Below are 12,731 nucleotides of genomic sequence, written 5' to 3' on the forward strand. Positions count from 1 at the left end.
CGCCGTGCCGGCCCGCGCTACGGCGCCTTGCGGGCGACGATGAACACGCGCGGGAAGGCGAGCAGGCGCCGCCCGTCGCTGCGCGGCGGGTAGGCGGCGTCGATCGCGCGGGTGTAGGCCGCCAGGAAGCCGGCCCGCTCCTCCGGATCCAGCGGGTCGAGGAACGGCCGAAGCCCGGTCGCGCTGACCCAGTCCACGATGGCGGTCGCGTCCGCCATGCGGTGGTGGTAGGCGGTGCGCCAGACATCGACCTCGGCGGCGCGCGGTGCCAGCAGGTCGTAGTAGGCGGCGGGTTCCAGCATCCGTCCCAGGCGGCCGACCACGGCCGGATCGCCGATCGCGGCCGCCCAGGGACCGTCCGCCGCGACCGCGCGCATCAGGCGATGGGTCGGCTCGGCGAGGTTGTCGGGCATCTGCACGGCGAGCACGCCGCCCGGGTCGAGGAGACCGAACAGCCGCGGCAGCAGGGTCGCGTGGTCCGGCAGCCATTGCAGCACGGCGTTGGCGTAGATCAGGTCCGGGGCCCGCTCGGGTACCCAGGTGGCGGCGTCGGCCAGCGCGAAGGACAGGCCCGGCAGGCGGGCGCGGGCGCTCTCCAGCATCGCCGGGGAGGTGTCGAGGCCGATCACCTCCGCGTCGGGGAAGCGCGCCGCGATCAGCGCGGTCGAGTTGCCCGGCCCGCAGCCGAGATCGACGGCGAGCCGCGGTGCGTCGAGGGGCACGCGGGCGAGGAGCTCGGCGGCGGGGCGGGTCCGCTCGTCCTCGAAGCGGGTGTAGAGGGCGGGGTTCCAGTCGGCCATGGCACCCTTCCGTGAAAAGTCCTCAGCAGCCGAGCCGGTCGGCGAGGTCTGCCAGATCCCGCGCCGCGTGGGTGACCGGCACCGTCGGCGCGGTCTCGCCGCCGGCCGGGCCGTGCTCGTGCGGGCGAGCGATGTGGGCGGTGGCGAGCCCGTGGCTGGCGGCCGCCGCGAGGTCGTTCGAGTGGGCGGCGACCATCATGGTCTCTCCCGCCGCGAAGCCGAAGGCCGCGACCGCGTCGCGGTAGAGCGCCGGCTTCGGCTTGTAGTCGCGGGAATAGCCGGCGCCGAGCACCGCGTCGAAGATCAGGCCGTTGCGGCGGGCCAGGTCGGCCATCAGCCGGACATGCCCGTTGGAGTTCGGTGCCAGGAGGTGCTTCTCGCGCAGGCGTCGCAGCGCGTCCGGCACCTCGGGCCATGCGTCGAGCCGGTGCCATGCCTGGACAAGCTCGCCCCGCACGGCCTCGGAGACGCCCGCGAGGCCGAACTGCGCCAGCACGCCGGGCAGCGACTCGGCCTGGAGCGTGTCGAGGTCGACGTAGGGTCGGGCGCCGGAGCGCACCGTCTCCATCGACGGGTTGTAGCGGGCCCGCCACGCGTCCGCGAAGGCGCCGGCATCGAGGTCCGGCGCGACGGGCGCGAGCAGCCGCGACGCCTCGCGGGCGACGCCGGAGCGCCAGTCGACCAGCGTCCCGAAGACGTCGAAGACCAGCGCCCGGACGGTCACCGCACCGCCTGCAGGCTGGGACCGCGCCGGACGAAGCCGACGATGTCCTTGACCGCGTCGAGGGTCTGCGCCGCGATGGTCTCGGCCCGGGCGCCGCCGTCGGCCAGCACGGCGTCGATATGGCCCGGATCGGCGGTGAGGCGGCGCATCTCCTCGGCGATCGGCGCGAGGCTCGTCACCGCGAGGTCGGCCAGAGCGGGCTTGAAGGTCGAGAACTGCGCCCCGCCGAAATCGCGCAGAACGTCCTCGCGGGTGATCCCGGCGAGCGCCGCGTAGATCCCCACGAGGTTGTCGGCCTCGGGCCGCTCCTTCAGGCCCGCCACCTCGGAGGGCAGGGGCTCGGGGTCGGTCTTCGCTCTCCGGATCTTCTGCGCGATGGCGTCCGCGTCGTCCGTGAGGTTGATGCGGGCGTTGTCCGACGGATCCGACTTCGACATCTTCTTGGTGCCGTCGCGCAGCGACATGACCCGGGCGGCCGGGCCGCCGATCAGCGGCTCCGTGATCGGGAAGAACGCGTCGCCGTGGCCGTGCGCCGTGATCGACCCCGAGAAATCGGTGTTGAACTTCTGTGCGATGTCCCGAGTCAGCTCCAGGTGCTGCTTCTGGTCCTCGCCGACCGGCACATGGGTCGCCCGGTAGGCCAGGATGTCGGCCGCCATCAGCACCGGGTAGTCGTAGAGGCCGATCGAGGCGTTCTCCCGGTCCTTGCCGGCCTTCTCCTTGAACTGGGTCATGCGGTTCAGCCAGCCGAGACGGGCGACGCAGTTGAACACCCAGGCGAGCTCGGCGTGCTGCGGCACCTGGCTCTGGTTGAACACGATCGAGCGCTTCGGATCGATGCCGGCGGCGAGGAAGGCGGCCGTGACCTCGCGGATCTGGCCGCGCAGGGCCTCGGGATCCTGCCAGACGGTGATCGCGTGCAGGTCGACCACGCAGTACAGGCACTGCGCGTCGCGCTCCTGCATCTCCACGAAGCGCTTCACCGCCCCGAGATAGTTGCCGAGGTGCAGGTTGCCGGTGGGCTGGACGCCCGAGAAGACCAATTCGGTGAACGCGGCCATCGGCGCCGATCCTGAGCGAGGGAAGACCGGGGCTCCGCGCCGTCCGGGCGCGCGGTTACTCGCACCCGTAGGCCGGAATGGTCAAGGACGCGCTCACGGCTCCCGCGTGGGCAGCTTCGCGCTGGGGCAGAGGTCGACCAGGACGCAGCGCCCGCAGGCCGGGCGATGATGATGGCAGACCTTCTGCCCGTGCAGCATCAGGATCTCGTGATTGTCGTAGAGATCCTGCGCGCTCCAGTCCGCGGGGAGCTGCGCCCGCAGGATCGGGTGCGACGGGCCGACATCGACCCGCCTGCCGATCAGCCCGAGGCGCTGGGCGACCCGATGATGGTGGCTGTCGACCGGCAGCGCCGGCATCCGCAGAGTGGAGAAGGACAGGACCGCCGCGCTGGTCTTCGGCCCGACGCCCGGGATCGCCTGCAGCCATTCCCGCGCCGCCTCGACCTCCATATCGGCCAGGAAGGCGAGGTCGAGGCTGCCGTGCCGGTCGCGCAGGGCGCGGAGCACGTCGCGGATACGCGGCGCCTTCAGCTCCGGCCAAGTCACGCCCGCGATGGCGGCCTCGATCGCCGGCACGTCCGCGTCGAGCATCGCGTCCCAGTCGGGGAAGCGCGCCCGCAGCGCCTTGAAGGCCCGGCCGGATTCGGCATTGCGGGTCCGGTGCGACAGGAGCGACGAGACGAGCTCGCTGACCGGATCGAGGCTGTGGAAGTACGGGATCGGGCAGCCGTAGACCGGGCAGAGCCGCGCGTGGACGGCGAGCGCCTTCTCGGCCAGGGCTGGATCCGCGACGGCGGGGACCGCCTTGCGGCGTGAACGCGGGACGGTCGCGGATCTGAGGTCGGCGGCGGGCATGTCGGGCGAATCCGCCAGCCGCCGCCCCTGTTCCTGGCGGTACGAGGCAGCGGCGATCTGTCCGCATCGTCGGGTCCGCGCGCTTCCAGCGGAGAGCAGGGCGCGCTCGATTCCGAGGCGGTCGTCGCGACCGAAGGGCGCCGCCGCCGGCCCGCGCTCGCCTATTTCACCAGCGCGTAGATGTTCACGTCGAGACTGTCGTCGGTGCTGTCCTTGAGGTCGGTGGCGTACTCCTCCACGAACCGGTCCTGCACGACAATGTCCTTGGCATCGAGGTAGGCGGTCAGCGTCTCGTAGGTGCTGTCGATCGACTCGTAGGAGCCCTTATGGGCGAAGCGCAGCGCCTTGCCGGAGGGCGTCGTGCCGAAGCGCAGGCCGTCGGTCTCGGCTGGTGCCGGGCTCGGCGCGGCCGCCACCGGGACCATCGCCTCGAACTCGAAGCCGTCGTCGTCCGTGCGGGTGAAGACCGCGAGCGGCCGGCCGGCCGGCGCGACGCCGAGCTTGGCGAGGTCGGCCTCGATCCGCGCGAAGGCCTGCTTCAGGTTCGGCACGGCCTCCTCCCACTTGGTCTTGCCGGACAGGATCGCGGCTGGCTTGGCCGGGAGGGTTACCTCGTCGACGTCGCCGGGCTCGCCGGCCTTCTCGATGAGCGTGGGCCGGCCGGGGGTCCCCGTGCTCGTGGCCGGGGGCGTTGCCGCCGCAGACTGGCCCGCGGGCGGGGGCGCCACCGATTGCTGCGGGGCCGGGGCTGCGCTCTTGTCCGGGTCGGCGACCGGGTTCGGCGCGGTCGTGGTCGGCAGCGGGTTCGTCTGGGCCGGCGCGGGCGCCGTGGAGGGCGGCGGCGCGGGCTGCTGCTGGGCGGCGATCGGGCCGGCCGACGCGAGCACGAGGGCGGCCGAGAGGGCGACGAGCGGACGAAGGCGGATCACGTAGGGCGCTCCGGTCGAGGCCCACGGATGATCGCGCGGGCTCCCGCGGCGTAACCTAGTGGCGAACGGGACGGCCCGCGAGGGCGCCGCGGACGAGAGCCGCGGGTGCGGCGCATCTGCCACGCCGTGGCACCCCTCGCGCCGGGCAACGGCTTTTGCGATATAGCCCGCGCCTTCCTCCAACCGCGGGACCGCATGAGCGCACTCGCCCACAGACGCTTCCTGAAGATGCACGGCGCCGGCAACGCGATCGTGGTGCTGGACCTGCGCGGCTCCGCGGCGAAAGTCCGGCCCGAGGAGGCGCGGGCGATCGCCCAGGATCCCGGCTCGACCTTCGATCAGCTGATGGTCCTGCACGATCCCGTGAGCCCGGGCACCGACGCGTTCATGCGCATCTACAACACCGACGGTTCGGAATCGGGCGCCTGCGGCAACGGCACGCGCTGCGTCGCCTACGCGATGCTCGACGACCCGGCCATGGCGCGGCCGGCCGAGGGCGGCCGGCTCACCCTGGAGACCAGGGCCGGCCTGCTCGGAGTGCGCCGCGTCTCGGAGCGCGCCTTCACGGTCGATATGGGCCGGCCGCGGCTCGCCTGGGACGAGATCCCCCTGTCCGAGCCGTTCCCCGACACCCGCCGGATCGAGCTGCAGATCGGCCCGATCGACGACCCGATCCTGCACTCGCCGGGCGCCGTGAACATGGGCAACCCGCACGCGGTGTTCTTCGTGGAGCAGGATCCGGACAGCTTCGACCTCGCCCGGATCGGCCCGATGCTGGAGAACCACCCGCTGTTCCCGGAGCGCGCCAACATCTCGGTGGCGCAGGTGACGGGCCGCGAGGCGATCAAGCTCCGCGTCTGGGAGCGGGGGGCCGGGCTGACGCTCGCCTGCGGCACCGCCGCCTGCGCCACCGTGGTGGCCGCCTCGCGCCTGCGGATGATCGGCCGGCAGGCCAGCGTCGCGCTGCCGGGCGGCGAGCTGTTCGTCGAGTGGCGCGCCGACGACCATGTCCTGATGACCGGTCCGGTCGCGCTCGTCGCCGAGGGGACCCTGGCGCCGGAGCTGTTCGACAGCGCGGCCTGATGGCGGTCGAGACCCTCACCTTCGGCTGCCGCCTCAACACCGTCGAGTCCGAGGCCCTGCGGGCCCACGCGGCTGCGGACGGGCGCGACCGGGTGGTGGTGAACACCTGCGCGGTGACCGCCGAGGCCGGGCGGCAGGCCCGCAAGGCGATCCGGCGCATCGCCCGGGAGCGGCCCGGCGCCGAGATCGTCGTCACCGGCTGCGGCGCCGAGGTCGAGACGGAGGCCTACGCGGCCATGCCGGAGGTGGCGCGCCTCGTCGGCAACGCCGAGAAGCTGCGGCCGGAGGGCTGGTCTGCGGCCGCGACCGGTCCGGGCGCCGTCATGGCGGCGCGGGTGGCCGAGCCGACGCGGGTCGAGGCGGTCGCCGGGCACACCCGCGCCTTCGTGCCCGTGCAGAACGGCTGCGACCATCGCTGCACCTTCTGCGTGATCCCGTTCGGGCGGGGCGTCTCCCGCTCGGTGCCGGAGGCGGACGTGATCGCGCAGGTCGAGACCCTCGTGGCCCGTGGCGGGCGCGAGGTGGTGCTGACCGGCGTCGACCTCACCGCCTACGGCCGCGACCTCGCCGGCCCGGCCCCGACCCTCGGCGGTCTCGTGCGGGCGATCCTCCGGGCGGTGCCCGACCTCGCGCGCCTGCGCCTCTCCTCGATCGATTCTGTCGAGGCCGACGACGCCCTGATGGCGGCGATCGCCGAGGAGGAGCGGCTCATGCCGCACCTGCACCTGTCGCTGCAGGCCGGCGACGACCTGATCCTCAAGCGCATGAAGCGCCGGCACCTGCGCGCCGACGCGATCCGCTTCTGCGAGACGGTGCGGCGGCTGCGACCCGACATCGTGCTCGGCGCCGACCTGATCGCGGGCTTCCCGACCGAGACGGAGGCGCAGTTCGCCCGCTCCCTCGACCTCGTGGCGGAATGCGGCCTGACGCACCTGCACGTCTTCCCCTATTCCCCGCGTCCCGGCACGCCGGCCGCGCGCATGCCGCCGGTTGCGCCAGACGTGGTCCGTGCGCGGGCGGCGCGGCTGCGCGAGGCGGGTGCGGGTGCCCTGCGGCGGCACCTCGACGCGCAGGTCGGGCGCCGCCTGACGGTCCTGGCCGAGCGAGGCGGCGTCGGGCGGAGTGTGGATTTCACGGCCGTGCGACTGGCGGCCGATGAGGCGCCCGGGACGTTCCACAGCATCGCCATCGCGGGGCACGACGGGGCGCGGCTGATCGGCGCCTAGCGCCCGGTCTTCCTGGCCTGTCACGCTCCGTGCCGGCCCCGAAAGGACGGATGCGGTCCAGGCGCATGTTCAATCGTGCCCGCCGCCGTCTTTGCGAGCGGAGCGAAGCAATCCAGTGGCGCCAGGTCTCCCGATGTCGCGCTGCCCTGGGTCGCTTCGCTGCGCTCGCGATGATGCGAGGCTCACGCGCCCATCGTCGCCACGGCTTCGGCGACGTGCGGTGGGGGCGGCGCCGTCACCGTGATGGCCTCCCGTTTAGGATAAAGCGGGATCGACAGCGCCCGCGCGTGGAGGTGCAGCGCGCTCCCGCGGGGCGCGCCGCCGTAGACCGCGTCGCCCAGGATCGGCCAGCCGGAGGCGGCGCAGTGGACCCGGAGCTGGTGGGTCCGCCCGGTGACCGGCTTCAGCTCCAGCCACGTCCGCCCCCCGGCGCGGCCGAGCACCCGCCAGTGCGTCAATGACGGGTCGCCCGCGGGGTCGGCCTTCATCCACCACGAGCGCGGATCGTCCGAGCGGCGGGCCAGCGCCAGGTCGATGCTGCCTTCCTCCTCGGCGGGACCGCCGGCCACGATCGCCCAGTAGGTCTTGTCGACGGCGCTGCCGGAGAAGAGCTTTCCGAGCCGCGCCAGAGCCTTGGCGTGGCGGCCCAGCGCGAGGCAGCCGGAGGTGTCGCGGTCGAGCCGGTGCGCGGCCTCCGGCCGGCGGGGCAGGCCGAACCGGAGCGCGTCGAGGTGGTCGGTGAGCGTCTCGCCGCCGCGGGGGCCCGGATGGACCGGCAAACCCGCCGGCTTGTCGATGACGAGCAGCAGGGCATCGCGGTAGAGGAGGCGCGCGCCTATGTCGAAGGCGTTGGACATCCGGATCGGCTAGAGGGTCGGTGTCGGCGGGGCAAGGTGGGGCGAGGACGCGATTTCATGGCGAGCGAGGAGAAGCCCGGCTGGTTCGGACGCCTGTTCGGGCGCAAAGGCCAGCCCGCGCCCGAGGACAGAGCCGAGGATCAGGCCGAGGACAAGCCCGAGGCCGAGCTTCCGGCCGGGGCGGCCTCGCCCTCCGAGGGGGAGCCGGACTTCACCACCGCCGCGGAAGATGTCACCCACGTCCCGCTGCCGCCCGAGGAGACCGGGGAGCCGGTCCCGGACGCGGTCGAGGGTGCGGACCTGCTGCCCGTGGAGGGCGAGCCGGAGCGCCCGCCGGCCGGCACCGCCGGTGACGATCCCGCGCACGGCGCCGACCCGGTCGATACGGGTGATATGAACCGCGAGCCGGTGGTGGAGCCGGCTGCCGACGTGCAGCCCGAGATTCAATCCGATTCCCAGCCCGACATCCAGCCGGTCGACAGCGCCGCGGCCCTCGCGCACGACGCCGGCGCCGGGCCGGACCGCGAGCCGGAGGCCAAGGGCTGGTGGAGCCGCCTCACCTCCGGGATGAAGCGGACCTCGTCGGCGCTGTCCGACCGGGTCACGGGCCTGTTCACCAAGCGCAAGCTCGACGCCACGACCCTGGAGGACCTGGAGGACGCCCTGATACAGGCCGATTTCGGCCTGGAGACCGCGATGCGGGTCTCGGAGGCCGTCGGCAAGGGCCGCTACGAGAAGGGCATCTCGCCCGACGAGGTCCGGGCGATCCTGGCCGCGGAGGTGGAGCGGGCGCTGGAGCCCGTGGCGGTGCCGCTGACGATCGACGACGCCCGGAAGCCCTTCGTGATCCTGACGGTCGGCGTGAACGGCGCCGGCAAGACCACGACGCTCGGAAAGCTCGCCTCGAAGCTGCGGGCGGAGGGGCGCACCGTGATGCTCGCGGCCGGCGACACCTTCCGCGCGGCGGCGATCGACCAGCTCAAGGTCTGGGGTGCGCGCACCGGCACGCCGGTGGTGAGCGGCGCGCAGGGGGCGGACGCGGCGGGCCTCGCCTTCGACGCCCTGAAGCAGGCGGGCACCGCCGGCACCGACGTGCTGCTGATCGACACGGCCGGCCGGCTCCAGAACAAGGCCGGCCTGATGGCCGAGCTGGAGAAGATCGTCCGCGTCCTGCGCAAGCAGGACCCGGAGGCGCCGCACGCCACGCTCCTCGTCCTCGACGCCACGGTCGGCCAGAACGCGCTCAGCCAGGTGGAGCTGTTCTCGCAGGCCGCGCCGGTCTCGGGCCTGGTGATGACCAAGCTCGACGGCACCGCCCGGGGCGGCATCCTGGTGGCGCTGGCGGCGAAGTTCGACCTGCCGGTGCACTTCATCGGTGTCGGCGAGGGCGTGGAGGATCTGGAGCCCTTCGCGGCCCGCGACTTCGCCCGGGCGATCGCCGGGCTGGAGAAGGATTAGGCGGCGGCCGCTCGAAGGTCTCAGGTGCGCGATGTCATGGACATCGCGCGCTCCGCGTTCCACACACCCCGGCGAATCCCGTCCGACGCTCTCAGCCGACCGTGAGCGCCGCAGCCGAGCCAACCGAGCGTATGCAGATCGAATCCGTCCCCCCGCACCGCCACCTGCCGCCGCTCGTGAAGCTGGCGCTGGAACTCGGGCCGCTGGTGCTGTTCTTCCTCGGCAACGCCTATTCCGAGAAGTTCGGCGTCGCCCCGGACCAGAAGCTGTTCGTGGCCACGGGCGTGTTCATCGCGGCGACCGTGGTGGCTCTGGCGATCCACTACGTGATGGTGCGCCGCCTGCCGATCATGCCGCTCGTGTCCGGCGTGGTGGTGGTGGTGTTCGGCGGCCTGACCCTGGCGCTGCAGGACAAGACCTTCATCATGGTCAAGCCGACCATCGTGAACGCCCTGTTCGGCACCGTGCTGCTCGGCGGCCTCGTGTTCGGGCGCTCGCTGCTGTCGGTGGTGCTCGACTCGATGTTCAGCCTCACCGACGAGGGCTGGCGGAAGCTCACCTTCCGCTGGGGCGTGTTCTTCTTCGTGCTGGCGGCTCTCAACGAGCTGGTCTGGCGGACCCAGACGGAGGATTTCTGGGTCAACTTCAAGGTGTTCGGCATCATGCCGATCACCGTGCTGTTCGCCCTCGCGCAGACGCCGCTGCTCACCCGCTACGAGCGCAAGAAGGCGCAGCCGGAGGCGTGACGCCTACTGCGCCGCCGCGACCTTGCCGGCCGCGCGGATGCGGGCGAGCACGCTGGAAAAATTCTCCGGCGTGAGGATGCCGACCAGCTTGTCGCGGATCACGCCGTCGGGCCCGATGATGAAGGTCTCGGGCACGCCGTAGACGCCGAAATCGATCGCCGCGCGGCCGCCGGCATCGGCCCCCACCGCGCTGAACGGCACGCCGTGCCGGGTCAGGAAGCGCTGGCCGGCCTCGGGGTTCGGCTCCTTGTAGTCGATCCCCACGAGCCGGATGCCGGGCTCCTTCGCCAGCCGCATCAGCATCGGGTGCTCCACTTGGCAGGGCGCGCACCACGAGGCGAAGACGTTGAGCACGGTGATCTGGCCCTTGAGGTCCGCGCTCGACAGGCCGGGCACGGGCGCGCCGTTGGCGGTCAGCCCCGGCACCGCGGGCAGGTCGAAGCGCGGGACCGGCTTGCCGATCATCGCGGAGGGGAGGGCGGCCGGGTCGGCGCCGGAGCGCAGGCGCAGGAACAGCACGGCGGCGAGCGCCGCGAAGACGAGCGCCGGCAGGATCAGCAGCAGCGAGCGGCGGACCGGCGGTGTCCGGCCGGCGGTGTCGTCGAGGGGCGCGCTCATCGCCGGTCCTCGCCGAAGCCCCTGAGGGCGCGCCGCTGCGCCCGGCGGTCGCGCAGGGCGTTGCCCACGAGGGCGACCATCACCACCGCCGTGAACGCGTAGGCGGCCAGGATGAAGCCGCCGTGAGACCCGAGATCCATCGCGGTCCTCCTAGACCGGCTGCCCGACCGGCATCGCGGCCGGTGTCGGGGTGAGGCGCGGCTGGGCGCGGTCGAGGCGCTCGGCCTCGCGGATCGTCAGCGTCCGCACCCGGCGGCGCATGATCTCGGTGCGCATCGCGTAGAGGTGCAGGGTCATCCCGCCGAGGGTCGCGGCGGCGATCATGACCAGCAGCGGGTGGAGCATCGAGGGATCGATGGTGGAGCCGCCCATGCGCAGGATCGAGGCCGGCTGATGAAGCGTCGACCACCAGTTCACCGAGAACTTGATGATCGGCAGGTTCACGGCGCCGACCAGCGTCAGGATCGCCACCGCGCGCGCGGCGCGGTTCGGATCCTCCAGGGTCCGCCACAGGGCGATGATGCCGCAGTAGATCAGCAGCAGGATCAGCATGGAGGTCAGGCGCGCGTCCCAGACCCAGTAGGTGCCCCACATGGGCTTGCCCCACAGCGAGCCGGTCACGAGGCAGATCAGCGTGAAGGCGGCCCCGATCGGCGCGGCCGCCCGCTGGGCGACGTCGGCCAGCGGGTGGCGCCAGACCAGGGTTCCGATCGCCGACACGCTCATCGCGCCGTAGAAGAACACGCCGAGCCACGCCGCCGGGACGTGGATGTACATGATCCGCACCGTCTCGCCCTGCTGGTAGTCGGGCGGCACCACGAAGAAGGTCTGGTACAGGCCCAGGGCCAGCACGCCGAGGGACAGGGCCGTCAGCCAAGGCACGAGCGCCCCCGACCACCGCATGAAGTGGCTGGGGTTCGACAGGCGGGTCCAGAGGGAAGGCGTCATCGCGGCAGCTGTCTCGGACATCGTGGAAGCGGTCTAGCCTAGGGTGCGGTGCAGCAACAATGCGGGTCGGCGGCGCAGGCGGCGGGGGGGCCGCAATGGCATCGTGCGCCGGGCCGGACCCCGTCAGGCCTTCGGATCCGAGAAGCTGCTGTACGACTGCGCCGACAACGAGCCGACTTCCTGAGACGTCCGCGACGCACGCGCTCTCCCGCACGGGAGCGGGGACCCGCGCCACGCCCGCACGTGTCCGACGATGACGCACGTCCGCGGCCGCAGCTTTTCGCGTCCGAGCCTTGCGCATCGCGGGCGGATTGCGCATATAGATGTGAACAAAAAGAGAACGGAAGAGCGTCCCCGATAAAAGCTGTGGACGACGCGACCTCACCCTGACGGACCGAGCGCCCCATGCGAACCGCCGACAAGCAGATCGCCGACATCCTCGTCCGCTACGGCGAGCCCTTCGGGGGCAACGTCTGGCGCGTCCAGGGGACCGCCGTCATCTATCACAAGACCCTGGAGCGCATCGCCGCCCAGGCCGGCATCGTGTTCGAGCCGCCGACCGTCATCCGGGCCGAGCGCGACGAGGCCGTGATCCTGGTCACCGGCCGGCTGCCCGGCGCGAAGCCCGGGACCGAGCGGGTCGAGTGGTCCATGGGCGAGGCGCTGGTCAACGTGAACTACCGCGTCTCGGGCAAGCAGGCGGCCTACGTCTACGCCATGGCCGAGAAGCGCGGGAAGGACCGCGTCATCCTCAAGCTCATCGAGCTGCACGGCCTCGTCTACTCCGAGGAGGAGGCCGACGAGTTCCGGGCCCATCAGGTCCCGGTCCGGGCCGTCGACGAGGATTTCGAGGAGGCGCCCGCCTTCGACGAGGTGACCGAGGCCGAGGGCGACCTCAAGCGCCGCATCGACGAGGCCGAGACCATCAACGCGGTCACCGACCTGATGCTGGACGGCGCCACCCAGGCCGTTCTGGCGACGATGCCGCCCGGCACCCGCGACGAGGTGCGCGACTACGCCAAGGCCCGCCTCGTGGCGCTGGGCTGGCCGAAGCGCGCCGGACGCCGCAGCGCCGCCTGATCCCGCTTCCACCCCCACCGAAGGAGACCGCCATGCATCGCGCGACGAGCCGCCGCACCATGAAGGCCCGCCGGGATTCCCACCGCGGCTGGAGCATCGAGACCCTGTCGTACAGCCCGACGCGGATCGTCCGCCTCGGCGCCGAGAAGGTCGCGATCCTGTTCCCTCCGGTCGAGCCCGGCGCGGCCTGGCAGCTCTACCCGCATCCCGACACGTTCCCGGGGCTCAACTTCGAGGGGCTGCCCGAGCCGCTGCGCCCCGAATTCCTCGCCTTCCCGGACCTTCCGGAGGTCGAGCGGTTCCTCGGCATCCGCGACGCCGAGCCCGCCGCCCTCGCGGCGTGACG

General features: G+C 72.5%; 15 protein-coding genes. 6 read left to right on the forward strand and 9 right to left on the reverse strand.

What is annotated here, in order from left to right:
• Positions 1–17 precede the first annotated feature (17 nt).
• From tam to LXM90_RS05770, 5 genes are all read right to left on the reverse strand, one after another.
• The gene (gene tam, locus LXM90_RS05750) at positions 18–800 is read right to left on the reverse strand and encodes a trans-aconitate 2-methyltransferase (protein WP_234081995.1); all 783 of its coding nucleotides are present in this window, start codon (positions 798–800) and stop codon (positions 18–20) included.
• 22 nt (positions 801–822) lie between these two features.
• Positions 823–1,524 (reverse strand): haloacid dehalogenase type II, encoded by a 702-nt coding sequence (locus LXM90_RS05755; protein WP_234081999.1) that lies wholly within the window; start codon positions 1,522–1,524, stop codon positions 823–825.
• Positions 1,521–2,585 carry a tryptophan--tRNA ligase gene (trpS, locus tag LXM90_RS05760; protein ID WP_020090717.1) on the reverse strand — a complete coding sequence of 355 codons (1,065 nt, stop codon included), beginning with the start codon at positions 2,583–2,585 and terminating at the stop codon, positions 1,521–1,523. The genes LXM90_RS05755 and trpS overlap by 4 nt, the downstream gene beginning before the upstream one ends.
• 93 nt (positions 2,586–2,678) lie before the next feature.
• Positions 2,679–3,440, reverse strand: coding sequence for an endonuclease III domain-containing protein (locus LXM90_RS05765; protein ID WP_234082000.1), 762 nt, complete (start codon positions 3,438–3,440; stop codon positions 2,679–2,681).
• Positions 3,441–3,601: 161 nt separating this feature from the next.
• Positions 3,602–4,369: a GyrI-like domain-containing protein gene (locus tag LXM90_RS05770; protein ID WP_234082001.1), complete on the reverse strand. Its 768-nt coding sequence runs from the start codon at positions 4,367–4,369 to the stop codon at positions 3,602–3,604.
• 195 nt (positions 4,370–4,564) lie between these two features.
• On the opposite strand from LXM90_RS05770, the gene dapF reads away from it, so the two are divergent.
• Together dapF and mtaB are read left to right on the forward strand one after the other, a co-directional pair.
• Positions 4,565–5,452: a diaminopimelate epimerase gene (gene dapF / locus LXM90_RS05775; RefSeq protein WP_234082002.1), complete on the forward strand. Its 888-nt coding sequence runs from the start codon at positions 4,565–4,567 to the stop codon at positions 5,450–5,452.
• On the forward strand, positions 5,452–6,678 hold the full coding sequence (gene mtaB / locus LXM90_RS05780; RefSeq protein ID WP_234082005.1) for a tRNA (N(6)-L-threonylcarbamoyladenosine(37)-C(2))-methylthiotransferase MtaB: 1,227 nt from the start codon (positions 5,452–5,454) through the stop codon (positions 6,676–6,678). The genes dapF and mtaB overlap by 1 nt, the downstream gene beginning before the upstream one ends.
• Before the next feature lie 182 nt (positions 6,679–6,860).
• Here the strand turns inward: mtaB and LXM90_RS05785 are convergent, their stop codons facing one another.
• Positions 6,861–7,535, reverse strand: coding sequence for an RluA family pseudouridine synthase (locus tag LXM90_RS05785; RefSeq protein ID WP_234082006.1), 675 nt, complete (start codon positions 7,533–7,535; stop codon positions 6,861–6,863).
• A gap of 57 nt (positions 7,536–7,592) precedes the next feature.
• Here LXM90_RS05785 and ftsY point away from each other — a divergent pair, with 57 nt between their 5' ends.
• Positions 7,593–8,993, forward strand: a complete 1,401-nt coding sequence (ftsY, locus tag LXM90_RS05790; protein ID WP_234082007.1) for a signal recognition particle-docking protein FtsY — start codon at positions 7,593–7,595, stop codon at positions 8,991–8,993.
• A 131-nt stretch (positions 8,994–9,124) separates the two neighbouring features.
• Positions 9,125–9,739, forward strand: a complete 615-nt coding sequence (locus LXM90_RS05795) for a septation protein A (protein WP_091679240.1) — start codon at positions 9,125–9,127, stop codon at positions 9,737–9,739.
• Positions 9,740–9,742: 3 nt separating this feature from the next.
• Here LXM90_RS05795 and LXM90_RS05800 read toward each other — a convergent pair whose 3' ends face one another.
• From LXM90_RS05800 to LXM90_RS05810, 3 genes are read right to left on the reverse strand one after another with little or no spacing between them, the layout of a single operon-like run.
• A complete protein-coding gene (locus tag LXM90_RS05800; RefSeq protein ID WP_020090709.1) occupies positions 9,743–10,357 on the reverse strand; it encodes a DsbE family thiol:disulfide interchange protein in 615 nt (204 codons plus the stop codon).
• On the reverse strand, positions 10,354–10,497 hold the full coding sequence (gene ccmD / locus LXM90_RS05805) for a heme exporter protein CcmD (protein WP_020090708.1): 144 nt from the start codon (positions 10,495–10,497) through the stop codon (positions 10,354–10,356). The genes LXM90_RS05800 and ccmD overlap by 4 nt, the downstream gene beginning before the upstream one ends.
• Positions 10,498–10,507: 10 nt before the next feature.
• The gene (locus LXM90_RS05810; protein WP_100250638.1) at positions 10,508–11,305 is read right to left on the reverse strand and encodes a heme ABC transporter permease; all 798 of its coding nucleotides are present in this window, start codon (positions 11,303–11,305) and stop codon (positions 10,508–10,510) included.
• Between the two features lie 405 nt (positions 11,306–11,710).
• Between LXM90_RS05810 and LXM90_RS05815 the strand changes: the two genes are divergently transcribed.
• A complete protein-coding gene (locus LXM90_RS05815; RefSeq protein WP_056531636.1) occupies positions 11,711–12,385 on the forward strand; it encodes a hypothetical protein in 675 nt (224 codons plus the stop codon).
• A gap of 32 nt (positions 12,386–12,417) precedes the next feature.
• On the forward strand, positions 12,418–12,729 hold the full coding sequence (locus LXM90_RS05820) for a hypothetical protein (RefSeq protein WP_056531638.1): 312 nt from the start codon (positions 12,418–12,420) through the stop codon (positions 12,727–12,729).
• The last annotated feature ends 2 nt before the right edge of the window (positions 12,730–12,731 follow it).

Source organism: Methylobacterium oryzae (genome assembly GCF_021398735.1).
Lineage (GTDB): Bacteria > Pseudomonadota > Alphaproteobacteria > Rhizobiales > Beijerinckiaceae > Methylobacterium.